Annotated in this window: 20 protein-coding genes; 8 read left to right on the top strand and 12 right to left on the bottom strand. The window is 58.8% G+C overall.

Going from position 1 to position 23,339, the window contains the following annotated elements; all coding sequences use genetic code 11:
- Positions 1-44: 44 nt before the first annotated feature.
- The 5 genes from gmk to JOD69_RS10705 form a co-directional block, all read right to left on the bottom strand.
- Positions 45-659 carry a guanylate kinase gene (gene gmk / locus JOD69_RS10685; RefSeq protein WP_077731538.1) on the bottom strand — a complete coding sequence of 205 codons (615 nt, stop codon included), beginning with the start codon at positions 657-659 and terminating at the stop codon, positions 45-47.
- Positions 660-789: 130 nt separating this feature from the next.
- The gene (locus tag JOD69_RS10690; protein WP_077731539.1) at positions 790-1,176 is read right to left on the bottom strand and encodes a c-type cytochrome; all 387 of its coding nucleotides are present in this window, start codon (positions 1,174-1,176) and stop codon (positions 790-792) included.
- Positions 1,146-2,000: a substrate-binding domain-containing protein gene (locus JOD69_RS10695; protein ID WP_086134850.1), complete on the bottom strand. Its 855-nt coding sequence runs from the start codon at positions 1,998-2,000 to the stop codon at positions 1,146-1,148. Before JOD69_RS10695 ends, JOD69_RS10690 begins: the two co-directional genes overlap by 31 nt.
- Before the next feature lie 16 nt (positions 2,001-2,016).
- Complete coding sequence (locus JOD69_RS10700; RefSeq protein ID WP_245245550.1) at positions 2,017-3,783, bottom strand: methanol/ethanol family PQQ-dependent dehydrogenase; 1,767 nt, start codon at positions 3,781-3,783, stop codon at positions 2,017-2,019.
- A gap of 996 nt (positions 3,784-4,779) precedes the next feature.
- Positions 4,780-5,187 carry a hypothetical protein gene (locus tag JOD69_RS10705; protein ID WP_086134852.1) on the bottom strand — a complete coding sequence of 136 codons (408 nt, stop codon included), beginning with the start codon at positions 5,185-5,187 and terminating at the stop codon, positions 4,780-4,782.
- Positions 5,188-5,692: 505 nt separating this feature from the next.
- Here JOD69_RS10705 and JOD69_RS10710 point away from each other — a divergent pair.
- Positions 5,693-6,580, top strand: a complete 888-nt coding sequence (locus tag JOD69_RS10710) for an alpha/beta fold hydrolase (protein WP_168183857.1) — start codon at positions 5,693-5,695, stop codon at positions 6,578-6,580.
- A 568-nt stretch (positions 6,581-7,148) separates the two neighbouring features.
- On the opposite strand, the gene JOD69_RS10715 is transcribed toward JOD69_RS10710, so the two are convergent.
- Complete coding sequence (locus JOD69_RS10715) at positions 7,149-8,018, bottom strand: YicC/YloC family endoribonuclease (RefSeq protein ID WP_077731902.1); 870 nt, start codon at positions 8,016-8,018, stop codon at positions 7,149-7,151.
- A 217-nt stretch (positions 8,019-8,235) separates the two neighbouring features.
- Here JOD69_RS10715 and JOD69_RS10720 point away from each other — a divergent pair, with 217 nt between their 5' ends.
- The 3 genes from JOD69_RS10720 to JOD69_RS10730 all read left to right on the top strand — a co-directional run bounded on the left by JOD69_RS10720 (position 8,236) and on the right by JOD69_RS10730 (position 10,344).
- A complete protein-coding gene (locus JOD69_RS10720; RefSeq protein WP_346425853.1) occupies positions 8,236-9,108 on the top strand; it encodes a serine/threonine-protein kinase in 873 nt (290 codons plus the stop codon).
- A 162-nt stretch (positions 9,109-9,270) separates the two neighbouring features.
- Positions 9,271-9,711, top strand: a complete 441-nt coding sequence (locus JOD69_RS10725) for a sigma D regulator (RefSeq protein ID WP_077731904.1) — start codon at positions 9,271-9,273, stop codon at positions 9,709-9,711.
- A 78-nt stretch (positions 9,712-9,789) separates the two neighbouring features.
- Positions 9,790-10,344 (top strand): NUDIX hydrolase, encoded by a 555-nt coding sequence (locus JOD69_RS10730; protein ID WP_077731905.1) that lies wholly within the window; start codon positions 9,790-9,792, stop codon positions 10,342-10,344.
- 374 nt (positions 10,345-10,718) lie between these two features.
- Here the strand turns inward: JOD69_RS10730 and sucD are convergent, their stop codons facing one another.
- Both sucD and sucC read right to left on the bottom strand, forming a co-directional pair.
- The gene (gene sucD, locus JOD69_RS10735; RefSeq protein ID WP_086134854.1) at positions 10,719-11,594 is read right to left on the bottom strand and encodes a succinate--CoA ligase subunit alpha; all 876 of its coding nucleotides are present in this window, start codon (positions 11,592-11,594) and stop codon (positions 10,719-10,721) included.
- A complete protein-coding gene (gene sucC / locus JOD69_RS10740; RefSeq protein ID WP_086134855.1) occupies positions 11,591-12,751 on the bottom strand; it encodes an ADP-forming succinate--CoA ligase subunit beta in 1,161 nt (386 codons plus the stop codon). The genes sucD and sucC overlap by 4 nt, the downstream gene beginning before the upstream one ends.
- Positions 12,752-12,999: 248 nt before the next feature.
- Between sucC and JOD69_RS10745 the strand changes: the two genes are divergently transcribed.
- Both JOD69_RS10745 and JOD69_RS10750 read left to right on the top strand, forming a co-directional pair.
- Entirely contained in the window at positions 13,000-14,619 is a 1,620-nt protein-coding gene (locus JOD69_RS10745) for an ATP-binding protein (RefSeq protein ID WP_086134856.1), read from the top strand.
- Positions 14,616-16,046 carry a sigma-54 dependent transcriptional regulator gene (locus JOD69_RS10750; protein ID WP_086134857.1) on the top strand — a complete coding sequence of 477 codons (1,431 nt, stop codon included), beginning with the start codon at positions 14,616-14,618 and terminating at the stop codon, positions 16,044-16,046. Before JOD69_RS10745 ends, JOD69_RS10750 begins: the two co-directional genes overlap by 4 nt.
- A gap of 111 nt (positions 16,047-16,157) precedes the next feature.
- Here JOD69_RS10750 and JOD69_RS10755 read toward each other — a convergent pair whose 3' ends face one another.
- On the bottom strand, positions 16,158-16,562 hold the full coding sequence (locus tag JOD69_RS10755) for a hypothetical protein (RefSeq protein WP_077731910.1): 405 nt from the start codon (positions 16,560-16,562) through the stop codon (positions 16,158-16,160).
- A gap of 255 nt (positions 16,563-16,817) precedes the next feature.
- Positions 16,818-18,620, bottom strand: coding sequence for a lipid A export permease/ATP-binding protein MsbA (gene msbA, locus JOD69_RS10760; protein WP_086134869.1), 1,803 nt, complete (start codon positions 18,618-18,620; stop codon positions 16,818-16,820).
- 99 nt (positions 18,621-18,719) lie between these two features.
- Here msbA and JOD69_RS10765 point away from each other — a divergent pair, with 99 nt between their 5' ends.
- Both JOD69_RS10765 and JOD69_RS10770 read left to right on the top strand, forming a co-directional pair.
- On the top strand, positions 18,720-20,036 hold the full coding sequence (locus JOD69_RS10765; protein WP_086134858.1) for an O-antigen ligase family protein: 1,317 nt from the start codon (positions 18,720-18,722) through the stop codon (positions 20,034-20,036).
- The gene (locus JOD69_RS10770; protein WP_086134870.1) at positions 20,029-21,108 is read left to right on the top strand and encodes a glycosyltransferase family 4 protein; all 1,080 of its coding nucleotides are present in this window, start codon (positions 20,029-20,031) and stop codon (positions 21,106-21,108) included. Before JOD69_RS10765 ends, JOD69_RS10770 begins: the two co-directional genes overlap by 8 nt.
- A gap of 78 nt (positions 21,109-21,186) precedes the next feature.
- Here the strand turns inward: JOD69_RS10770 and JOD69_RS10775 are convergent, their stop codons facing one another.
- Positions 21,187-22,284, bottom strand: a complete 1,098-nt coding sequence (locus JOD69_RS10775) for a glycosyltransferase (protein ID WP_086134859.1) — start codon at positions 22,282-22,284, stop codon at positions 21,187-21,189.
- Complete coding sequence (locus JOD69_RS10780) at positions 22,281-23,339, bottom strand: glycosyltransferase family 9 protein (RefSeq protein WP_086134860.1); 1,059 nt, start codon at positions 23,337-23,339, stop codon at positions 22,281-22,283. Before JOD69_RS10780 ends, JOD69_RS10775 begins: the two co-directional genes overlap by 4 nt.

Below are 23,339 nucleotides of genomic sequence, written 5' to 3' on the forward strand. Positions count from 1 at the left end.
GGGGCCTGTAACGCCCGCTGCCGCAGGCGTTACACAAAATGGAATTAGGCCAATAGTCCGCCGATCAGATCTTTGTGAACTTCGGACTGCCGCCCCGTCTTGAGCCGGCTGGCGACCACGACGCTGCGCAGCTCGGCGAGAGCCCGATCGAAGTCGTCGTTCACGATGAGATAGTCGTACTCGCTGTAATGCGACATCTCCGAGATGGCATCGCGCATGCGGCGGGCGATGGTGTCAGGATCGTCCTGGCCGCGCGCCTTGAGCCGTTCTTCCAGGGTGCGGCGCGAGGGCGGCAGAATGAAGATGGAGATGCAATCGGGCATCAAGTTCCGGATTTGGCGGGCGCCCTGCCAGTCGATTTCGAGCAGCACGTCCTGTCCTTCGGATAGGGCTTTTTCCACGGTTGCCCGAGCCGTGCCGTAATAGTTGTCGAACACCCTGGCGTGCTCCAGAAACCCGCCCGATTCGATCATCCCTTCGAATTCGGCATGATTCACGAAGAAATAATCCCGGCCGTGGACTTCTCCGGGACGCTGCGCTCGCGTGGTATGCGACACCGAAACCGTGAACCCCTCGAGGTTTTCCCGCAGTGCCCTGACCAAACTGGTTTTTCCCGCCCCGGACGGGGCTGAAACGATGAACAGCGTGCCGATACTCATGTGCCTTGAAATGATCCGGAGTGGTCTTAACGGTTGTCCGACGAATGGCGGTTTCCGACCCATGCCGCAGCAGGGGCCGAAAACCGTTAGCTTAGCATGTCATACCGTAGAGGTCGTGAGAATCAGCCGTCTACCGCAGCGTATAGAGAAAGCTGGCAAGATGGCGGGCATCCGCTTCGGTAACACCCGTGTTCGGCATGGCGGTCAGGGGATCGATAGCGGGCGGATCTTGAATCCAGCGCATCAGATTTTCCGGCGTGTTGGTCAGCACGCCGGCGATGTAGACGCGGCTCGCGATTCCGCTCAAAGGCGGCCCCACCAGACCGTTTGCGCCTTCGATTCCGGGGATGACATGGCAGGACCCGCAGCCGTACCGTGAAATGGCTTCCCTCCCCTGTGCGGGATCGCCGCCGGCTACCGATACCGCTGCGGGGTCCTCCTGGCGATCGCAGGCATTCAGAAGAAGAACTGCCGCAATCGCACAGGCTAATGCCGAGAGCTTATGACCGATTTCCATCCTGACCGTCCGTTTCGGCTGGAAAGGCGGGTTCCGATCCGGGGCACGCCATACTCGTCGAGTATGGCTTCGATCTCCTTGCTCCTGCGCTCGATGATGCGTTCCAGTTCTGTGCGTAACCGTTTATCGCCGTGCCTCACTCCCATCGCGATATCGAACACGAAGGGAAGAGACCGGTCGGCCGGCGGCGAGACGGGCACGACGGCGAGCGGAACCGCTTGGTTCTTGGCAAAGTAGCCCGCCAAAGGTCCCCATACGACGGCGATATCGATGTCGCCCGCCACTACCGCATCGATGATCCTGGCCGGCGGATTCTCCTTGGAGTAATCGCCGTAAACGGTGTAACCGACCACGTTATCGATGATCTTTCGGCTGGTCAGGGCATGGGCCGGCGGGGTGTTGGCGAAGTCGTCCCCGACGATCTGCACGCCGATCCTGACGTCGTGCAGCGTAGGATCGTTGAAGGAGCGGATGTTCAGCCCCGAGTCCAGGCGGTAAACGAACACGTAGCTGGACCGATAATACGGCGTCGTCGTCAGTGCGGGCCCGAAGTTGCTCGGGACGCCGAGAACCAGGTCGCAGCGATGGGATTTGAGCGTATTGCGGATAAAGCCGCGCCGCTGCGCCCACCAGGTGTACTCGACTTCGGCATTCAATTCGTGGGCGATGAGATCGCCGATCTTGTTTTCGAAGCCTTCCTGCCTCTGGTTGGAGAAGGGCAGATTATTGGGATCCGAGCAGATGCGGAGAGTACGCTTTGGAGAATGATCATCCACGACGGCTGACGCCATGCCCGGCCAAAACGCCGCAAGCAAGGCAAGCATCGAGAAGAACCCGGATCTACGGCAATGCGAAGACATACAGCATCCCACCCCGCGTCGTATACTCCGGTAAATCGGTCATCGCATTGATGAATCCCAACGCTCCGGTACCGTCACGAGAATCGAGCTCGCCGGCAACGATAGCCCCGGACCAACCGCCGACGCCGGACAGAGTCGCCACGTATTGCTTGCCGTCGGGCCCCCGGTAAGTCATTGGCTGGCCGATGATTCCGGAGCCGCACTTGAATTGCCACAATAACTCGCCGGTCCGGGCATTCACCGCCTTGAACCAGCCTTCCATGGTGCCGTAGAACGCCACGTCGCCCGCCGTCGCCAAGGCGCCGCTCCAGACCGGGAACTTCTCCCTGATCTTCCAGACCGCCTTGGCCGCAACGGGGTCCCAGGCGGTGAACTCGCCCCGGTGTCCGCCGGGACCCGCGTGCATCCGCACGTTGGCGCCGACATAGGGCGTGCCTGCGATATAGTTGGCTTCGACGCCCTCTTCGTCCATGCAGATATTCTGATGAGGAATGTAAAGCCAGCCGGTTTTCGGGGAATAGGCCGAGGGCTGCCAATCCTTCCCTCCTGGCGCTGCGGGACAAATATCGTGCACGACGGTGTTGAACCGGGGCCTTTTCTCATGCACTTCGATGGGGCGTCCGGTTTTCAAATCGACGCCCCTGGTCGTCGTGATATGCACGAAAGGCGTGGCCGACAGCACCTCGCCGGTGGTTCGGTCAAGGACGTACACGTAACCGTTCCGCTCGGGATGGACCAGAACTTTCCGGATCTGCCCGTTAATGGACAAGTCCAGCAGGACGTTTTCGTTAACGCCGTCGTAGTCGTACAGGTCGTGGGGACTCCACTGGTAAAACCAGCGCGCTTCGCCGGTGTCGGGATCGCGTGCGAAGACCCCAGCCGTCCACTTGTTGTCGCCTGGGCGCTGTTCCGGATTCCACGGCCCGGGATTGGCGGTACCGTGATAGATCAGATTCAAGGCAGGATCGTAGGAAATGAAGCCCCACACGGTGCCGCCGCCGATTTTCCAAGCCTCGGGCGGCCAGGTCGCAACGCCCAGATCCTCGCCACGGTCTTGGGGGTAAAACGGCTTGAACCTGGGGCCGATCAGCACGTCCTTGTCGGGGCCGGTGGAGTACGCTTTCCAGACCACGCGGCCGTTGCCGGCATCGAGCGCCGTGAGCCAGCCGCGCACGCCGAACTCGCCGCCGCTGTTGCCCACCAGCACTTTGTTCTTCACGATCAGCGGCGCCATCGTAATGGATTCGCCCAGATTGATATTGCCGATCCGCGCTTTCCAGATTTCGTTGCCGGTCTTGGCATCGACCGCCACGGTCTGCCCGTCGAGCGTGTTGAAGAAAATTCGTCCCTTCGAGTACGCCGCTCCTCGATTCACGACATCGCAGCAGGCCAACCCTTGAGCCGCGGACAGCGGCTTCGGCTCGTACTTCCATTTGAGAGGCGCGCCCGGACGGGTCAAATCCAGTGCGTAAAGAGTGTTCGGATAAGGGGTCACGATGTACATCGTGTTGTCGGCCACGATAGGCGCGGCTTCGTGGCCGCGCGACAGACCGGTCGAGAAGGTAAAGTTCAACCGCAGATCGTGGACATTTTCGGCTTTGATCTGGTCGAGCGCGCTGAAACGGGTATTGGCGTAATCCTTGGTCGAAATAAGCCATTGCCCGTCTTCGTCGGACGCTTTTTGCAAAGCAGTGACCGGAGGATCGGCTCTTTGGGTGTATGCCGCTCCGCCGAAAGGCAGAGACAACGGTAACGCGAAAAGAATTATCGGCAGGGGGAATCGGTAGGCGTACCGTTCATGAAAAGATGGTGAACATAGCCTCCGTGACGTTCGCATCAAGCCTCCTGCTGAGATAGCTTCTCCTTCTGCTCATGGGAGGTGGAGTCTTATCTTGAGACATACCTGATCGGCGAGCGTTCCAAAACTGAAACCTGGCTTACAAAAGCCAAGGCTTTCAGCTCGGCTCCGAACCGGAGCGGTTCAACCCGGCTCGTCTACGAAATGCCGCTTCGCTCTCTCCCTGTGCTCTCTTGACATCCAAGTCGGGAAAGCAACCCGCTTGGCGGGATATGATTCGCCGTAACCCGCTGCTGTCGTAAATCAACCGGATGATCCGCATCGGCGGAGCGCGGTCATTTTGCCCCTGTCGGGCGGCAATTGAGGGTTCAAGTCGGTTCATTTCCGTTGCTCCAACAGCGTTAAACGACACCACCGTAAATTCCGACAGCTTTCAATCGAATCTCCCACATCGATTCCATCTTGGCTTCGCATTCACTGTCTGTTTGATCGCGAAACAACCCGCCAGGTTTCCAAACGTCCCTTTACGGGGAAATCGCTCCTGCGGCATACCGGTACCGAACAGCGTCCAACATAAGAAGCCGAGGGTAAACCGCGCTACATAAACGCCTGGCCGATCGATTCGCCACGGTTCGTAATACTAAACCCTCAAGAATCTCCGCCCAATACCGCAATCACCCCAAGTTGACTACGGTTGCCAAAGCGGTTTGGACATCACTCGTCAGCGTCGTGAAACCGTTACGGAGCACCGAAACGAGAGGCCACCCGATAAGCTACTTTGGAATAGCGTTTAATGGATTCAAGCCTTTTTCGTAAGATGTAAGACCATCGGTGTCCTTAACTATTCCTATAAGCCGGAACAGCCGGAATCGGAAGCTGTAAAAACCCGGCTGAGATAATGCCCGGCCGGGTTATATCGCTATCCGTTCCGGATTGGTTGGTTATTTATTCTTGCCTTTGCCTCATGCCTCGCCCGCCCCTTCCCGCGCCGGCATCCTCGGTCAAACCCCGCAGTCCTTTTCTTTCTTCGCGCAATTCCCGGTACTGGTTTTGATATCGCTCACGCTCCTCCGGCATCATCAGCGGCTCACGCCTGCCTTCCATCTCGCCCGGACGCACACCCTCCCGCCCGACGCCCCTGTCCCGCGCACGTTCTTGAACCTCGCCTTGAAATTCTTGCTGAAAACTTTTTCGCTCCTGCCGAAGATCTTGATACCGCTCCCGATATTGCCCACCCGATGGTCTATCGAGCTTCCGTCCATTGCCGCCCCCTCTCTCCGCCCAGGCCTGGTTCACCGCTAACGTGGAAAATCCGATCAACAGCGCCAAAATAGCGTTCTTATGTTTCGTCATTCGCTTCCCCTACTGATAATCCTAGAAACGGCGGTTGGACGCGGCCGAGTGTGCGGCTGGCGAGCCGGCTGGCAAGGCGCGACGCCGCCGTGGGGCCGTCCCCCACAAGAAGGAGCAACGCCGCCAGGCGGCTCGCCCGCCGTGCAATCGGGTGCGTAGCGACTTCACCCGAGTGGTGAAATCGGTAGAAGGTAGGACGGTCAGAATTCATAGGGCTTTTCTACTCCATCTAAGCGGTCAACTGCCGTTTCTAGGATAATTGATCAATGACGGACATTCCGGATCGTCTTGTCGCTCGCTTCGATACGTTCGGCTACTATTGCTTGTGGCTCGCTTGCCCTAGCCCGCTCGCCAAGACCCAAGCCGACGTAGCGGCGGTAGGCCCAGTTTAGCACTGCCCATCCGTGACGCGATGACAATGAGGACGTGGCGGAAACATCGAAGCAAGGCGCACAGATCGCCTACCGTCCGAGAACAGAATCCCGGCCATGCCGTCTTGAGATGGATGTCGATCCTTTGTTTGGCGCTGGACCTGTACCGTCCGGCCGCGGCTCAAATTCCCGGCGTTGCCGAGGAATCGGCTGGCCAAATCGGCGGAGTTCCCGTCTCGGTCTGGACCTATCCTAGCGATGGCCTGAAGGTCAAAGGCTTGCTGTTCCTGCCCTGCGCCAAAGACAAACTGCCGCTGATTCTCTTCAACCATGACGGCGTTTCGGGCATTTCCGTGGAACACATGCGGGCCAGTGCGCGTCTGGCGCAGGCGGGGTATGCCGTGTTCACCCCGTCCTATCGAGGCGAGGACGGATCGGAAGGAGACATCGAAGTAGCCGCCGGCGAAGTGCGGGATGTGCTGAATGTTCTGCCGCTGCTGGCCCAAGTACCCGGCGTCGACGGCCGGAAAGTGGCCATGGTCGGGGTCTCGCACGGCGCTCTGATCAGCGTGCTGGCAGCCGCGCGGCAGTCTGAGGTCGATGCCGTGGTCACGGCCGACGGGGTGATGGACATCTACGCCTGGTGGCGCCATCTTCAACAAAATGGAATCTCGGGCCGCGACGAACTGACCCGGCGAATCTACGGCGACGGCCCGGAGGACAAACCGCTGGCTTTCTCGACCCGCCACGCCCTGGCTCAAATCCCGAACTTGAAGGCGCCGGTGCTGATCCTCCAGGGCGGCCGGGACGACATCGTACCCGCCCAGCAGGCGATTACATTCAAGGCGAAATTGGACAGAGCCCGGCATCCGGCCAAATTGAAAATTTATCCCCGCTGCCGGCATGGCTTTCTGGTTTACACACCTTACCTGAAGAACGGCGCGGCACCGGCTGAACGCATCGAGACCGAGAAGGCGTGGCAAGATCTCTTGGGATTTCTCGAAAAGCATCTCAAGTCTTGAAATCCTCTTCGGAATTGCCGAAATAGCTCCGTAAACTGGGTTGGTAAACTCAGCTGTCAGAGCAGTTTCCGTTCGTATGTAAGGATTGATTGTAAATGGCCTTATTCCATTCGGCATTCGAGTGAACATTAATCGTAGGGTGGGTTAGCGAAGCGTAACCCACCGATTCGGGATCGCTCGGTGGGCTACGGCCTCGCGGCCTAACCCACCTACAAAAATTAATGCCTTATTGAAAGCGATTTGGAATTAGTGTGGGAGCGGGCTTTAGCCCGCGATAATCGCTCAATCGCGGGCTAAAGCCCGCTCCCACAAGCCCTAAACCAACTTGAAGTACGCAAAAAAATGCGGCTATTTATGGAGGAATTTTCGCCAAGTGAACGCCGGATTTCCCGACATCGGCTTGAGGTGTAGAAAAAAGAAACCCGGCCGAGGCCGGGCACTCAAGACTGCTTCTTGGTGATTCTTAGCGGAATCTTCCCCCAATTCCGTGCAGTCCCCTCCAGCTTAGCCGAAAATCGACTGTGTGCAAGACCTTCCCGCGTCCCCAATGCGGGAACATCCCGATACGTCATTCAATATTCTGCGTCTGTTCTCTCATTTGTTCGATCAGCACTTTCATCTCGACCGAGGCCTTGGTCGTTTCAGCATCGGCGGATTTCGAGCCTAGCGTGTTGGCTTCGCGGTTCATTTCCTGAAGCAGGAAATCGAGACGGCGGCCCACCGGCTCTTTCTGGCGCAAGGCCCGCAGCACTTCATCGACATGGGCATCGAGCCTATCCAGTTCCTCGTCGACATCCAATTTCTGTGCGAGGTAGACCATTTCCTGCTCCAGCCGCTCGGAATCCGGATTGGCGCAGACTTCGGCCAGCCGTGCCATGATCTTCTGCCGAATGGATTGGAGTACTTCCGGCATACGCGCCCGCACCGACGATACGTGTTCCCGCAGTTTGACGCAGCGTTCTTTCAACAAAGCCGCCAATTGGCGCCCCTCGTTTTCCCGTACGACTATGGCTTGCTTCAGCACGTCGGTCAAAAGGTCGAGAATTTCGGCGGCAAGTTGTTCTCGGTCGGCCTCGGGCTCGTGCAAGGCGCCCGGCCATTTCAAGACGTCCAGGGCACTGAAGCCGGCCAAGGGCCTATCGCTCAGATCGTCCACCTCCCGGGCGGTCGCCAACAGCTTGGTGACCAACTCACGGTTCATGCGGATGTCGGCGCCGCCTTCGACGCTTTTCTTATAGGACAAAATGCAATCCAAGCGCCCTCGGTTGATGAGCGCACCGACGCGGCTGCGGGCGGCAGGCTCCAAAAAGCGGAATGCATCCGGCAAACGCAGGGAAAGATCGAGGTAGCGGTGATTGACCGAGCGTACCTCCCAGGTGAAAAGCCAGTCCCGAATTTCTCGTTCGCCGCTGGCGAAAGCGGTCATGCTGCGGATCATGGAAAATCTTGCTTTATACTGAGTAAATTGAATCACGCATTTAAGTCTTCTGGCCTGTCCCGAATTTTGTCGGTTCGCCCTTTTTTCCGGAGGGAAGAGAACTGAAGTCGGTCCTGCGTAAAACCCTAATGCGAAAGAACGGAATATTAAGCTGAATCCTCCCATGCGGAAACTCTGGCCAGACTCTTCGGACAAGCCTCCGAAAGAGTTTTACTTTTTGAAGTCCGGAACGATCGTCGATCAATACATGATCGAGCGCCCTTTGGCCGGGGGCGGATTCAGTTCCGTCTACCTGGCGCGCCAACTGGCGGATCAGCACCAGGTAGCCATCAAAGAGTACCTGCCGCGCCGCCTGGCGCACCGCACGCCGGAAAATCACGTGGTGCCGAACAGCGAAGAAACTCGCTCGATGTTCCTGCGCGGCCGGCGACTGTTTCTTGAAGAAGCCAAAGTTCTCACCAGGTTCAAACATCGCAACATCGTCGAGGTCTTGAACTTCTTTCAGGCCAACTCGACGGTCTACCTGGTAATGACCTTCGAATATGGAAAAATCCTGGGCGATTATCTGCTGAAAGAAAAGAAAAACGGTGTGAGCGATCAGTTCCTGCGCATGGTGTTTCCGGCGCTCCTCGATGGCCTCAGGACGATCCACCAAAACGGGCTGCTGCACCTCGACATCAAACCGCAGAACATTCTGATCCGTTCGGGCGGCGATCCTTTGCTGCTGGACTTCGGAGCCTCGCAGCCTTATCCGTACGAGGAAAACACGCGAATCGGCAAAGTCCTGACCAACGGCTTCTCTCCCATCGAACAATATCAGGACGACGGCGCCTTAGGCCCGTGGAGCGACATCTACGCCATAGGCGCAACCATGCGGATGTGCTTGGACGGCCTCCCGCCTCCCGCGGCTCCGATTCGCGCCGAACGCGATAGCCTCATCCCGGCGGTCAAAGCGTTCAAACGCCGCTATCCGCAAAATCTGCTGCAAGCCATCGATTTGGCCATGATCGTAGATCCCGCGCAACGTCCGCAGTCGATAGAAGAATTCTCGCGGCTCCTCTCCGCGGACAGCCGACCGGCCGAAAGTTGAACGGCCGGAGATCGACTCCGGGTCTCCATCGCTCCACCGTAAGATTCCCACCCTTCTTGGCCGCGCCTAAAGGTATTTAACTTTGCGGCAAAGGATTGTTCCTCTGCGGAAGATGGCATAATGTATGCCCGCCTTTCTGGAAAAGAAAAATCAGGAACAGTCATGATGAGTGCGAGCATCAACGAACGCAGGCAAAACACGAATCACATGATCGAGGAGCTTCTGGAGGAGAGGCGGCAAGTTTGGTCGCTGTACTGCACAATTGCGGGAATGAAGCCCTTTACGGTCGAGCAGCCCCTTCGGACGAAAGTCCAGGAGTTCTGCCAATTGCTCATCGATTACATATCGCTGGGGCATTTCGGGATTTACCAACGCATCATCGACGGAACCGAACGAAGGCGGAAAGTACTCGAACTGGCGGAAAACATTTACCCTCGCATCGCCGAAACCACCGATGCGGCGGTGGAGTTCAACGACAAGTACGAAACGCTGATCGGAGACGGGCTCAAAACCCATCTCGAGGATGATTTGTCCAAGCTCGGCGAGGAATTGGCGATGCGCATCGAACTTGAGGATCAACTGATTTCGAGCATGATCGCCTGATCAATGCACCGCAACGGGCGGAAGCACTCGTGAACTGGTCGCGACAGTGCCGCCCAAGCCTGAGGCACCATACGGCCGATGAACTATTGCACACACTGCGGAACATCGCTTCGAACGGGCATTCCCGAAGGCGATGACCGTCCGCGCCACATCTGCGACTCCTGCGGGACCATCCATTATCAGAACCCCAAGCTGATCGCCGGATGCATTCCTGTGTGGCAGGACCGGATACTGCTGTGCAAGCGCGCCATCGAACCGCGTCTCGGCTATTGGACACTGCCCGCGGGCTTCATGGAACTCGGCGAAACCTTGCCGGACGCCGCCCGCCGCGAAGCTCGCGAGGAAGCGAATATCGAGGTGGAGCTCGACTCGGTGTACACCATTTTCAGCCTTCCCCATATTTCGCAGGTGTACGTGTTCTTTCGTGCCCACATGCTGGAAGAACGCTACTCGGCCGGCTCGGAAACCTTGGAAGCGCGCCTGTTCAGGGAGGACGAGATCCCCTGGACCGAAATCTCCTTCGAAACGGTTTATCGCTCGCTGCGTCTATTTTTCGCCGATCGCAAGCAAGGCAGCTATGCATTCAGGCTGGAGACCATCACGCCGGATCAGCGCAGAATGCGGGGAGGTTAGAGCGTTTTCCGGTTTGACGCCGCGCCCCAAGGTACGGTAGGTCGACATTCCTTTCCCAATCGCAAACGGTCGCTTTAGAGCGTTTTTCATGCCGGTGTACGGCTTCGTATCGGGCGGGAAGAACGTAGGTCGGCAATCCTTTGCCGACGAAGTCCTTTGCCGAGCCGATAAGTCGGCGAGGGATTGCCGACCTACGCATTTCCCGATCCTCACCGCTAAACGGCGGAGAAAAACGCTCTAACCTCCCCGTTCGTCAACTCAGCGGCGAACGTAGGCCGGGATGACGAAGGAATCCCGGCAACCCCGCGACAATGCCGGGTTTCGTTCCTCACCCCAGCCTACATGCTGAGCGCCCTAAAACCGGAGAAGCCTTTTCAGGGCTTCCCTAACAGTGCACTCATTCGCTGCCCCATATCCGTAGGCGTATCGACGACATCCACGCCCGCCGCCCGCAGGGCCGCCACTTTGCTCGTTCCCGTCCCTTTGCCGCCGGTGATGATAGCACCGGCATGACCCATGCGTTTTCCGGGCGGCGCCGTGAGACCGGCGATGTAACCGACTACCGGCTTCGTGACATGCGACTTGATGTATTCGGCCGCTTCTTCCTCGGCGCTGCCGCCGATTTCGCCGACCAGAATGATGCCCTTGGTCTGATCGTCATTCTGAAACAAAGCCAAAAGATCGATGAAATCCAAGCCCTTGATGGGATCTCCGCCGATCCCGACGCAGGTACTCTGGCCGAGTCCCGCTTTGGTGGTTTGATGCACGGCTTCGTAAGTCAGGGTCCCGGATCGGGACACGATGCCCACCGAACCCTTTCGATGAATAAAACCGGGCATGATGCCGATCTTGCACTCGCCCGGCGTAATCACGCCGGGGCAGTTGGGGCCGATCAATGCGGTGTCGTAATGGGCCAGCGCCGCTTTGACCCGGAGCATGTGCAGCACGGGAATGCCCTCGGTGATGCAGACGATCACTTTTATACCCGCGTCGGCCGCTTCCAGGATGGCATCCGCCGCGAACGGCGGGGGCACGTAAATCATGCTGGCCGTGGCGCCCGTTTCGCGCACCGCCTGCTTGACCGTGTCGAACACCGGCAAATTCAAATGGGTTTGCCCGCCGCGCCCCGGCGTCACGCCGCCGACCAGCCGGGTGCCGTATTCAAGACACTGCTGAGAGTGGAAAGTGGCCTGCTTGCCGGTAAATCCCTGGCAAATGACCTTGGTGTTCTTGTCGACGAGTATGCTCATTGCGCAGCCTCCACAGCCTTTTTCGCCGCCTCGTCCAAATCCGACGCGGTTATCAGCGCCAAACCGGACTGCTCGAGCAAGCGCCGACCCTCCTCGGCATTGGTTCCTTCGAGCCGAACGATCACCGGCACCTGAACGTGCACCTCTTTGACGGCCGAGATAATGCCTTCGGCGATCAGATTGCAGCGTACGATGCCGCCGAAAATATTCACCAAAACAGCTTTCACCTTCGCGTCGGACAAAATCAGTTTAAATGCCTCGGCGACTTTTTCCGCCGTGGTTCCGCCGCCCACGTCCAGGAAATTGGCCGGCTCTCCCCCGTAAAGCTTGATGACGTCCAGCGTCGCCATCGCAAGTCCCGCCCCGTTCACCATACAACCGATATTCCCGTCCAACGTGACATAGCTAAGTCCATGCTGGCGCGCCGCAGACTCCTTGGGATCCTCTTGGGCCGGATCGCGGAGCTCAGCCAGATCGGTATGGGCGAACAAGGCGTTGTCGTCGATGTTGATCTTGGCGTCCAGCACCAGTAACGCACCGTCTTCCGTCACCACCAAGGGATTAATCTCGATTTGGCTCAAATCCTTGTCCAAAAACAGCCGATACATTCCGTTCATGATCTTGGTCAACGCGTTGACCTGGTCGCCCCGAAGCCCCAGGGCAAAGCCGATTTCCCGGCACTGGTAGGCCTGAAGTCCGGCGGCAGGATCGACCGTCAGACTCAGAATTTTCTCGGGGTGCTGCGCAGCCACCTCTTCGATATCCATTCCGCCGGCGCTGGATGCCAAAAACAGCACCCTGGCGCTGGATCTGTCCACCACCGCGCTCAGGTAAAGCTCCCGCGCAATCGGGCGGACTTCCTCGATCAGCACGGCATTCACGGGCAATCCGGCGCTGCCCGTCTGAGCGGTAACCAGACGCGACCCCAGCAATTGACCCGCCGAGGCCCCGACCGCATCGACGCTGCCGACCAGCTTGACGCCGCCCGCCTTGCCTCGCCCGCCGGCATGCACCTGGGCCTTCACCACCCACTGCCCGCCGCCCAAGGCGGTCGCAGCTTCGACCGCCTCTCGCTCCGAAAATGCCGGGGTGCCGCGGGGGACCGGCAAGCCGTAGGACGAAAACAAATGCTTCGCCTGATATTCATGTAGGTTCATTGGATACTCCGTTTAGCTCTCGCGCCGGGCATCAATCCTCAAATCGATGCTACTCTTAATGTCTACGGCTATTCTAATAGACCCGCTCCGAAACCGCACCGCAGCCATGTCGCAATGCCACGCACCGACCCCGAACTCGGGCGAGTCTCCGCTCCCCGTGAAACGATCGAGCGCAAGGTACCTGCAAACGGTTTTGCGGTGAACGACCCGGCACGAGGCTCTACGGCGCTCAACAGCTGCTACGGACAATGGACTTCGACAACAAGCAAATATCGCCCTGTCCGTTCTCCAAACATTACCGCATTCCTGAAAACCAAGCCTGGCAGTCGCTAACGGTTTATCTTCTATACCGTCTGACGCTGGGTAGCGTTTTGGTGTTCCTGTTTTTTCTGGGTGCGCTGCCGTCGTCGCTGGGTAAACACGACCCCGTGCTTTATGCAGCAGCCAGCAGCATCTATCTAGGATCTATTTTTTTCTCGGCTATTCCTCTGCTCCTGCGCCGCCCCGCCTTCCCGCTTCAAGCACAGCTGCACGTGCTCGCCGATCTAGTCTTGATCCCCAGTATCATGCACGCTTCGGGAGGCGTGGAGACCGGCGTCGGCGTATTGCTGGCTTTGTCGGTAGCGGCTGGCGGCATCCTGACCGGCGGTCGCTGCGCTTTGCTGCTGGCGGCGCTGGCCAGCGTGGCAGTCCTGGGAGAAGAAGTTTACGCCGATCTCTCCGGAGCGTTCGAAGCGGCCTACACTTACGCCGGCATGCTCGGGGCCTCGTTCTTCGGCATCGCGATTCTCGCCCTGGTGCTGGCGAGACGCGCGGAGCAGAGCGAAGCGATCGCGGCGCAACGCGGCGTCGACCTGGCCAATCTTCAGCAGCTCAACGAATTCATCATCCGCCACCTGCAGTCGGGTATTCTCGTCATCGATGAGCAGCATCGTATTTGGATGATGAACGATTCGGCCGCTCGGCTTCTCGGCATCTCTTCGACCGCCCGGTCCTTGGAAACCGCCTGTCCGGAGTTGGCCGAGCTGTTTTGGGATTGGCTGGACGATCCGATCCCCGGCACGGTGGGTCTCGGTTCTCGGGCAGGACAACCCTTGCAAGTTCGCTTCACCCGCTTAGGGCCTACATGGCCTCCGATTTACATGGCATTCCTGGAAGACAATGCCCTGTACAATCAGCGGGTACAGCAAAGCAAGCTGGCTTCGCTCGGCCGCCTCACCGCCAGCATCGCTCACGAGATTCGCAACCCCTTGACCGCCATCAGCCATGCCGCTCAGCTTCTGGCCGAGTGCTCGTCGCTGCAATCTCAAGACCGGCGCCTGATACAGATCGTTCTCGACCATACCGCACGGGTTAACATCGTCATCGAGAATGTGCTTCAAATCTCGCGACGAGGCCAATCGAAGCGAGAAATACTTCCCTTGGCGTCTAGTTTGAAAAAGTTTCTGCGCGACTACCGAATGGCGCAGGGAATACATGAAAAAGCCTTTCAACTCGATATCAAGATCGGCGATGCGCTGGTCACGGTCGACCCCAGCCATCTCAAACAGATTCTTGAAAATCTTTTTTCGAACGCGCTGAAATACGGCGAGCCGCAACGCGGGGCCATCCGGGTGCGCGTAAGGCGCCAACGGGGCGAACCATGCGTCGAAATCATCGATCATGCAGCGCCCATCGATAGTCAGACCGTTCAGCAAATGTTCGAGCCATTCTTCACCACCTCCGCCAGCGGCACCGGACTCGGGCTTTATATCGCGCGCGAGCTGGCGGAACTCAACCAGGCTAAACTGGAATATGAACCTGTCGCCGGCGGCGGTTGCTTCCGGCTCCGTTTGGCCGACGCAGAAAAAACCACAATCGAATTATGAACAGACCGTCCGCCCTGGTCGTCGATGACGAGCCCGCCATACGCGAATTGCTGGAGATCACGCTCGAGCGCATGGATATCGACGTGCAATCGGCCGGCGCATTGCGGCAGGCTCGAGAGCTCCTGCAAAACCGGCATTTCGATCTTTGCCTGACCGACATGCGCCTGCCCGACGGCGACGGGCTGGATCTGGTCGAATACATCCAGCTCAACCTTCCGACACTACCGGTGGCGGTCATCACCGCGCATGGCAATATGGAGTCGGCCATTCGCGCCTTGAAGAACGGCGCCTTCGACTTCGTCTCCAAGCCGCTGGATCTGCACATTCTTAGGAACCTCGTGAACACGGCGCTCAAGCTCGGTCAGCAAGAAGGCAGGGACCGCCGCTCCCGCCATATATTGCTCGGCGATTCGCAAGCGATGCGCGAAATCCGCTCCAAAATCACCAAGCTGGCACGCAATCAGGCGCCTATATTCATCAGCGGCGAATCGGGGACGGGTAAGGAATTGGTTGCGAGACTGATCCATGCCATGAGTCCGCGGTCCGAAAAGCCGTTCGTCGCGGTGAACTGCGGTGCGATACCGCACGACCTGATGGAAAGCGAATTTTTCGGCCACAGAAAAGGCAGCTTTACAGGAGCGGTCGGGGACAAGCAGGGCTTATTTCAAGCGGCTCACGGCGGCACGCTGTTTCTGGACGAAGTCGCCGACCTGCCGCTGTCGTTGCAGGTCAAATTGCTGCGCGCGATTCAGGAAAAATCGATTCGACCGCTGGGCGAACCTCGGGAAATTCCGGTAGACGTACGTATCGTCAGCGCAACTCACAAGAATCTCGCGGAGATGGTCCGAAACGGCGATTTCCGGCAGGATCTTTTTTACCGCATCAACGTGATCGAGATGCATGTTCCGCCCTTGCGCGAGCGCCGCAGCGATATTCCGGCCTTGATCGACCACATACTCGCAAAACTCACCTCCCCCGGAGATACCAAGGCCGAACTGAGCGCCGAAGCCTTGACCGCACTTATGAGCTATCCGTTTCCGGGCAACGTACGGGAGCTCGAAAATATTCTGGAACGGGCCGTCGCACTCTGCGACGGGCATCGCATTCTGGTCGAGGACTTGAACCTTCCGGAAGGGTCATCCGGGCGCTCCCCGGATGATCGTTTGCGATTGGAAGGGTCATCCGGGCGCTCCCCGGATGACCGTTTGCGATTGGAGATGATCGAAACGGCTTTTCCGACTGCGTCGGAGGAGAACCCCGTGAGGGAACACGGTCTGTCGCTGGAAAGCTATATGGACGAGATCGAAAAGCAGGCGATCATCAAGGCTCTCGAAAAAAACCGTTGGAACCGGACCGCGGCGGCGAAGCAGTTGGGCATCACGTTCCGCGCACTGCGCTATAAGTTGAAAAAGCTGGGACTGGACTGAGCAAATGCGGAAAACCGGTGAGGATGGACGGCCGAGATACACAACGGAGGCGAGTCAGCCGTCGCCCTGAACTAAAAAAATCTAAAGGGCTTACTCCATCGCCCAACGCCGTCAAGCCCGATATTTATCCAGAGTCTTGAGCTTATCCAGAGCGTCCTTGATCTTCCCGGCAACCGCGTCGTTCAGCTCCGTAGGCTTATAGACTCGATCCAGCAATCCTTCCGCGACCAGGGCCTCTTTGACCCATTTCTTGGCGAAACGATAATTTGTCGGCACTGGAGAGACTTCGCCCGTAGCCGGATTGCGCAACTGTCCGCCGCGCTCGGTTTGCGCGGCCTCTTCCTCGGCGGGCGCGGCCGTTTCGGCGACAGCAGGCGCGCCGGCGGCTTCCTCGGCTTTTGTTTCGGGCGCCGCTACCGGGGTTGGCGTGCTATCCGCGCGAGACACGGTCTTGAATACCTCGTAGATCACAAATACGACGAAGATCACCGTCAGACCGACCAGCAATTGCATCATGATCTTTCTCCTCCTCTTCTTGTAGTTTCTATCGACTCGCCAGCCGCCGCCTGAAGTTCCGAGCGTCACCGCGGTTGCGTGCGAGCCGACACACCATAGGCCGAAACGAATAAAACCGCAATATCTCTCTTGACTTTAGTCAACAATTTGCGCAAGAAATCCCCGAAACTCGCATTTTTTGTAAACGCCGATTTTGCCGCTAGCCGGTTCGTCCCGAACTTCTCGAAGGGCCTCGAGGGCTTGCCGGGACAGCTTCTAAGGCATCGCGTGAACGTGGGGGACAGGCCTGAGCGCCTTGTGCTCGAACTGCAAGCGATGAAGCTCCGCGTAATAGGATTGTCCGCGCAGCAATTGTTCGTGAGTGCCGCTTTCGATGATACGACCGTCCCGCATGACATAGATCCGGTCCGCATTCTGGATGGTGGACAGACGATGAGCGATGACCAAGGTGGTCCGGCCTTTCATCAATACCTCCAGCGCCTCCTGGACGTGCCGCTCGGACTCCGCATCCAGCGCGGAAGTCGCTTCATCGAGTATCAGGATGGGAGCATTCTTGAGGACGGCGCGCGCGATGGCGATACGCTGCCGTTGTCCGCCCGAGAGCACGATACCTTGCTGGCCGACGACGGTGTCGAAGCCTTGCGGCAGGTTTTCTATGAATTCCAGCGCATGGGCGGTCCTCGCCGCCTGCCGAATCTCCTCGAAACTCACCGACTCCCGGCAACCGTAAGCGATATTGCTGGCAACGCTGTCGTTGAACAAGGTAACTTCCTGCCCCACGTAAGCAATATGCCGGCGCAGACTCTCCAGGGTGAACTCCCGTATGTCCCGCCCGTCGAGGCGGATTTCGCCTTGAGTGGGCTCGTAAAGGCGAGGCAGCAAGCGTATCAGCGAGGTTTTGCCGCTGCCCGACTGTCCGACCAACGCAATGGTTTCGCCCGGCTTTACCGTCAACTCGATATTCTTCAGCGCGTAATCTCCGTCATCGTGATACGCAAGACCGACTTTCCGGAATTCGATATGTCCCTTTACCGCGTCGAGTTCTCGCGTACCGGTATCGTGTTCGCGCTCCTTGTCCAATAGCTCGAAGATGCTGTCCCCGGCGGCGATCCCCTTCTGCATGATGTTGAGGACCTGGGTGGCACGTTTGATCGGGCTCAGCATCATGGCCATCGCCGCAATGAAGGCGATCAGACTGCCGGGCGTGATGGTGTGGCGCACCGAGTCCAGGGAGACCACGTACAAAATCGCCGCGAACCCGCTGACATAGATGAGCTGTATGAGCGAGCCGCTAACCGCGTCGGTGACGATCAGCTTCATTTGCCGCCGCTGGTTGCGTTCGTTTTCCTTGGCGAACTTTTCGGTTTCGTAGCCTTTCCCGTTGAACACCTTGACGATGCGCTGCGCATCGATCACTTCCTGCGCCACGTGGCCGACATTGCCCATGGACTCCTGAATACGCATGCTGATCTTGCGAAAACGCTTGCTGACCAGGCGAATGCTGATGCCGAGCACCGGGCCGACCACCATGAAGACCAGGGACAACAAGGCATTTTCGTAAACCATCAACAAAGTGAGACCGACGATGGTCAATCCGTCCTTGAACACCGCGACCACGCCCTTGGTCAAGGAATTCGCCACCTGCTCGGTGTTGTACAGCAGTTTGGCGAGCAACTGCCCCGACGAGGCGTGATCGTAATAGGCACAGGGAAGATTCAATAGCTGATCGAACAAATCCCGGCGGAGATCGGCGATCACCCGCCGTCCGACCCATCCGGAACAGTAATCCCCGGCGAACCCGGCGATACCACGGGCGATCGACAAACCCAGCAATATGAAAGGCGCTTGACGCAGAATCTCGGGGTCATTCTCGATGAAACTGCCGTCGATGAGCGGCTGAATCAGCTTGGCGAAAGCGGGTCCCAGCGAGGCATAGGCAATCATGGCCACTATTGAAGCCAGGAACATCTTCCAGTAGGGCAAAGCGTATTTGAGCAGCCGCCGATAGATGATCATTCCATCGGTGAGTGGCTTTCGGTCGGAGTGTTTTTCGCTCATGAGGTCGTGCAGGCTTAATAAAAGGCCGTCCTGATTTCTCAAGCGGCCTGTTCGACTTTGCTAAAATCGTGGTTTTTTCACACGGATAGAAATCATCCAATGGTCGCTGGAGTCATCGCTCCCCCGGTCCAGTATGCCAATTATACCGGCGTCACGGCTGCCTTGGCTTTCGCCTTTTTTGCCTGGCTGAGTCCGGCCGGCACCAATATCGCGTTAGCCGCGTTTTCGCTGGCATTTCTGTTGAATCCGTCGGCATGGCCGGTGTTTCGCCGCGATCCGATGTTCGGACTGTTTGCCGCTTTCGCGATTTATGTGGCCATCGGGGCTTATTTCGCGATCGACGAATTTCCCGAAACGCGCAAACTTCAGATCCGAGACGCCTCGAATTGGCTCAAATTGTTCGCCTTTCTGCCGCTGGCCTGGTGGCTGCGCGGCGACCTGCGGCGCATCCACTGGACGCTGATCCTGGCCACCGGGGGGCTCCTGATCGGCATGCTTTGGAAAGCCGATTGGTCGAACTTGTATCACATGACCGTCGCCGAAAGAACCGGATTCAAACTCCGAATCATCTTCAGCGGTCTGGTGTCGGCATCGGCAATTCTGGGACTCTTGATCTATACCCCGCGAATCTGGAGCACCCGCACGAGTCCCCTGAATGACCTATTTCGCCTCGCCTGTTGGCTGGCCGCCCTATATCTATCCAGTTTCATGCTGATTTCTTCCAAATCCCGCGGCGCCTGGCTTGCCGCACTCATAGCCGTTCCCAGCGCATTGGGTATCCATTATTTTTGGAAGACAAAAAGAACCGACCTTCAGCTCGGAAAGTCGGTTCCTTTCATGCTCCTCGCGCTGGGCGTGGTTGTGGGTCTGTTTGCCCTGAACCACGGCGAGATCCGGACCCGGATCGATCAGGAAAACGCGGTCGTTTCGTCGATTTTGCAGGGAGAAAACCAGCACTTGCCGCGCACGTCGATCGGCTATCGCCACGATATTCAGAAATTCGGATTGCAAAAATATTTGGAGCGGCCCTGGTTCGGCTGGGGCCCCGGCTCTACCGAGCATCTCGTCGAAATCAGCGGTCAACCCGAGCTGATCCATCCACAGGCGAAAGGAGCGGACTGGATGGACCACTTTCATAACACTTATCTGGAAATCCTGGTCCGCTTCGGCCTTTTGGGCGCACTGGTCTTGGCCGCAACGGTTCTTCTGGTGATGGCCAACGTATGGCGCAGCTATAAGACCGGGATTCTGCCGAAAGACCATTTCGCGTTTCTGGCCGGCTGCTTCATTCTCTTGGCCGTGTGGAGCCTGTTCGACTTCCGCATTCTGCACGGCGACTGCCGGGCCTATTGGATTTTACTGGCCGGGATCGCCTATAGCTTTGCCTGGCATCCCGATGCGGCCCGCCATGACTAGGCTACCCGTCGTTTATCTGGGCCGAAGCCGCCTGCAACGAAATCGCGCCAATCTGATCCAGACCCTGCAGATGATGGAGGCATTCCGCCAAGCGGGCGTCGACGCTACGCTGTATTTGCCGCCGTGGCCGGGTTCGCTGGACCTGGAAAGCCGGCTGCGCGATTTCGGCATCGAATCGTCCTTGGACATCCGTTCCAGCTGGCTGCTGAATCGGCGCTGGAACGCCCGCCCGTTCGTTCGGCTTTATGGCAGGCGACTTCGGAAGGCTCTTGGCGTTTACACCCGCTCCGTGCAAATCAGCGCCACATTGGCCGCTGCCGGAATACCGCATCAACTGGAAATCCACGAGGCGGAGCGCGAACTGATCGGCAAAGGGTATTTGGCCGGCATCGTGAAGCATCATCGGCAGGGACTCATCGGATGGCTCGTCCCCATCAGCCATGCCGCGGCAGACGTATTGATCCGGGCCGGGGCCGTCGCGGAGCGCGTGCTCGTCAGTCCGAGCGGGACCAAACTTTCCGCATTCGACCGGATTCCGGCCTTCGATCCCGACCGTCTCTCCGCCCCTCGCATCGTGTACCTCGGGCGCCTCAGCCGCGACCGAGGCCTCGACGTCTTCCAGGAAATCGCTGCAACGGAAATCGCCGACGTCACCTTGGTGGGCGAACAGGAAGATACGGTCCAAGCCTCGGGCAAGCTGCACGTCGTGCCTTTCGTGCCGCACCGGGACGTGCCGACCTGGTGGGAGCGCTCCGATTTGGTCCTGCTGCCCTACCAGCGAAGCCTTCCCCATGCCGATTCGATCAGCCCCATCAAGCTGTTCGAGGCGATGGCGGCGGGACGTCCGATCATCGTGAGCGATCTGCCCGCGATTCGGGAAATCGTCGATCACGAGAAAACCGCTCTGTTGGTCGAGCCGGCGGACACCGGAGGATGGATCGCGGCGATCAGGCGGCTGCAAAACGATCCGCAACTCGCCTGCCGTCTCGCGCAAGCGGCGAAGCAAAAGGCCCGAGAGTACAGCTGGGAGAAGCGCGCCGAGCGGATTGCCAAAGCGTGTGGCTGGATCTGACGACTTGACTGGCGCGTTTTCACTGCGGACGAAGGCGTCGGCAAAGGATTGCCGACCTACGCCAAATCGGAAAATCCTCTAGCCGCGTTCAGCAACCGTTTCCGTAACCTGCCGGTAAACCCGGTAATTGCCCTCCACCATGGCTTCGACCGAGAACCGTTCGAGAACCAAACGCCGCCCGGCCTGGCCCAGTTCACGGCGCCGCGTCGGATCGTCCAGCAGTTCGACGATAGCGGAAGCCAATGCGGCGCTGTCGCCGGGCTCGATCAGGCGGCCGTTGATGCCGTCCTTCACGATTTCGGGAATGCCGCCAGCCCGTGTTGCCACGATCGGAACCCCAGAGGCCGCAGCCTCCAGCAGCGAGACGCCGAGCCCCTCCATCCAGGCGGGATGGACCACCAGATCGAGACAAGGTATGACCCGCGCCATATCGGTTCGATAGCCGGCGAAAATTACGGTGTCATCGAGTCCGCGGGCACGAGCCGATGTCCGAAGTTCGGCCTCCACGGGGCCCTGCCCGAACAGCAAAACCCGCGTTTGGGGGTGACGAGCCAGGACCACGGGCAAGGCGTCGAATAACACCTCATGCCCCTTGCGGCCGATCAGCTGGGCGATCATGCCGATCGCCGTCTCGCCCTCCGCGAGGCCGAATTCCGAGCGAAACCAAGCCTTATCGCATTCCGGACGGTAGCGCTCGGTGTCGACCGCGCTCGGAACGCAGACCACCCGCTCGGCCGGCACGCCAGCTTCGATGAGCACCTCGCGTATGCCTTCCGATATGGTGACGATGGTCTCGAACAGCGGAAACTTGATGCGGGTGTCGACCCAGCGCGGCGGATTGTCCACTCGCCGGCTATGGATCATCGGAATGTTTTCCAGCCGTCCGGCCAAAGCGGCGAGAAGATCGCCGCGGCGGCTGTGGATGTGCAGCACGTCCGGTTTTTCGTTTCGAATCAGCCGCCGCAGCCGGCCGATAAAGCCGAGATCCGAGTCGCCCCGGAACGGAAGCGGTCGAATCTCGACGGCGGGATTTTGGATAGCCCCGACGATCTCGGCGCCCTCGCTGCATACCAGCACATGCTCTCCTGGAAACCGGCTCAGGCCATTGAGAAGGTAGGCCACCTGCCGGGCACCGCCGTATAGGTGCCGCCCCATTTCCACGTGCAGCACTTTCATGATCTTTTTTCCAGAAGCTCGATGGCAGCGCCGAACACCTTGTCCACGGTATGGAGACGCATGCAATCGAACGTCCCTCCGCAGGTCGGACGACGGCGGCAGGGCGAACATTCGAAGCGCTCGTAAAGCACTCTCGCCGTGGCCCGGCCCGTGTCCAAATAGGGCCGGGTGGAACCGAAGATCGCCACGGTCGGAGCGCCCAGAGCGATGCCGAGATGAGTCAATCCGGTATCGACGCCGATCGACAGCCTCGCTTTCTCGATGATCGCCGCGCACTGTCCCAGGCTCGTCCGGCCGGCCAAATTAATGAGGCCCGGCGTCTGCCTGGCGATGATTTCGGCACGCGCCTTGTCCGCCGGACCGCCCAGCATAACGACGGCGAGCCGGCGTTCGCCGGCCAGGCGGACCGACAGCTCCGCCCAGCGTTCGTCGAACCAATGCTTTTGAGGACGGGTAGTGAACGGGCAGATGACGGCATATGCTCCGGTCACGCCTGCCGATTCCAGCAGTTCTCTTGCCCCTTTTCGATCGTCTTCCGAAACGGCGATATCGAGTTCAAAAGTATCGGTCTGGCCGGTCAAGGTCTCGGCGAGCATCCTGTATTCCTTGCCGATGCGGAGATCATCCACGCGCCGGTCGATAACCTCCGTCATCAGAAACTGGCTGCCCTCGCGCGAACCGAGGCCGATGCGCCGCCGTCCGCCCGAAAGCCAAGCCCAGACGCCGCTCTTGAGCAAACCCTGGAGATCGATCACCCAGTCGAAGCGTTCGACTCGAAGCGATCGGATCAAATCGAAAGCTTCCCTGGCGAACGCACGGTAGCGGCGCTCCCGGCGCAACTGCCGCCAACGGCCCCTCGGCCACAAATAAACCTGGTCCAGATGCGGGTTATGGCGCAGGAGATCGGCGTTGGCGGATTCCGTCAGCCAGGCGATGCGGGCGTTCGGATACGCCTTGCGCAGCGCAGGAATCAGTCCCGAAGCCATGATGACATCGCCGATGGCGCTGAGCCGGATGATCAGGATGCGTTGCGGCGGAGAATCGATTTCCGGCAT

The sequence above is a fragment of the Methylocaldum sp. RMAD-M genome (genome assembly GCF_017832375.1).
Lineage (GTDB): Bacteria > Pseudomonadota > Gammaproteobacteria > Methylococcales > Methylococcaceae > Methylocaldum.

What these genes read in the sequence shown, in the direction of transcription:
- gmk (WP_077731538.1), bottom strand. Translation starts at nt 659, where the DNA reads ATGAGTATCGGCACGCTGTTCATCGTTTCAGCCCCGTCCGGGGCGGGA.
- JOD69_RS10690 (WP_077731539.1), bottom strand. Translation starts at nt 1,176, where the DNA reads ATGGAAATCGGTCATAAGCTCTCGGCATTAGCCTGTGCGATTGCGGCA.
- JOD69_RS10695 (WP_086134850.1), bottom strand. Translation starts at nt 2,000, where the DNA reads ATGCTTGCCTTGCTTGCGGCGTTTTGGCCGGGCATGGCGTCAGCCGTC.
- JOD69_RS10705 (WP_086134852.1), bottom strand. Translation starts at nt 5,187, where the DNA reads ATGACGAAACATAAGAACGCTATTTTGGCGCTGTTGATCGGATTTTCC.
- JOD69_RS10710 (WP_168183857.1), top strand. Translation starts at nt 5,693, where the DNA reads ATGTCGATCCTTTGTTTGGCGCTGGACCTGTACCGTCCGGCCGCGGCT.
- JOD69_RS10715 (WP_077731902.1), bottom strand. Translation starts at nt 8,018, where the DNA reads ATGATCCGCAGCATGACCGCTTTCGCCAGCGGCGAACGAGAAATTCGG.
- JOD69_RS10725 (WP_077731904.1), top strand. Translation starts at nt 9,271, where the DNA reads ATGATGAGTGCGAGCATCAACGAACGCAGGCAAAACACGAATCACATG.
- JOD69_RS10730 (WP_077731905.1), top strand. Translation starts at nt 9,790, where the DNA reads ATGAACTATTGCACACACTGCGGAACATCGCTTCGAACGGGCATTCCC.
- sucD (WP_086134854.1), bottom strand. Translation starts at nt 11,594, where the DNA reads ATGAGCATACTCGTCGACAAGAACACCAAGGTCATTTGCCAGGGATTT.
- sucC (WP_086134855.1), bottom strand. Translation starts at nt 12,751, where the DNA reads ATGAACCTACATGAATATCAGGCGAAGCATTTGTTTTCGTCCTACGGC.
- JOD69_RS10745 (WP_086134856.1), top strand. Translation starts at nt 13,000, where the DNA reads ATGGACTTCGACAACAAGCAAATATCGCCCTGTCCGTTCTCCAAACAT.
- JOD69_RS10750 (WP_086134857.1), top strand. Translation starts at nt 14,616, where the DNA reads ATGAACAGACCGTCCGCCCTGGTCGTCGATGACGAGCCCGCCATACGC.
- JOD69_RS10755 (WP_077731910.1), bottom strand. Translation starts at nt 16,562, where the DNA reads ATGATGCAATTGCTGGTCGGTCTGACGGTGATCTTCGTCGTATTTGTG.
- msbA (WP_086134869.1), bottom strand. Translation starts at nt 18,620, where the DNA reads ATGAGCGAAAAACACTCCGACCGAAAGCCACTCACCGATGGAATGATC.
- JOD69_RS10765 (WP_086134858.1), top strand. Translation starts at nt 18,720, where the DNA reads ATGGTCGCTGGAGTCATCGCTCCCCCGGTCCAGTATGCCAATTATACC.
- JOD69_RS10770 (WP_086134870.1), top strand. Translation starts at nt 20,029, where the DNA reads ATGACTAGGCTACCCGTCGTTTATCTGGGCCGAAGCCGCCTGCAACGA.
- JOD69_RS10775 (WP_086134859.1), bottom strand. Translation starts at nt 22,284, where the DNA reads ATGAAAGTGCTGCACGTGGAAATGGGGCGGCACCTATACGGCGGTGCC.
- JOD69_RS10780 (WP_086134860.1), bottom strand. Translation starts at nt 23,339, where the DNA reads ATGCCGGAAATCGATTCTCCGCCGCAACGCATCCTGATCATCCGGCTC.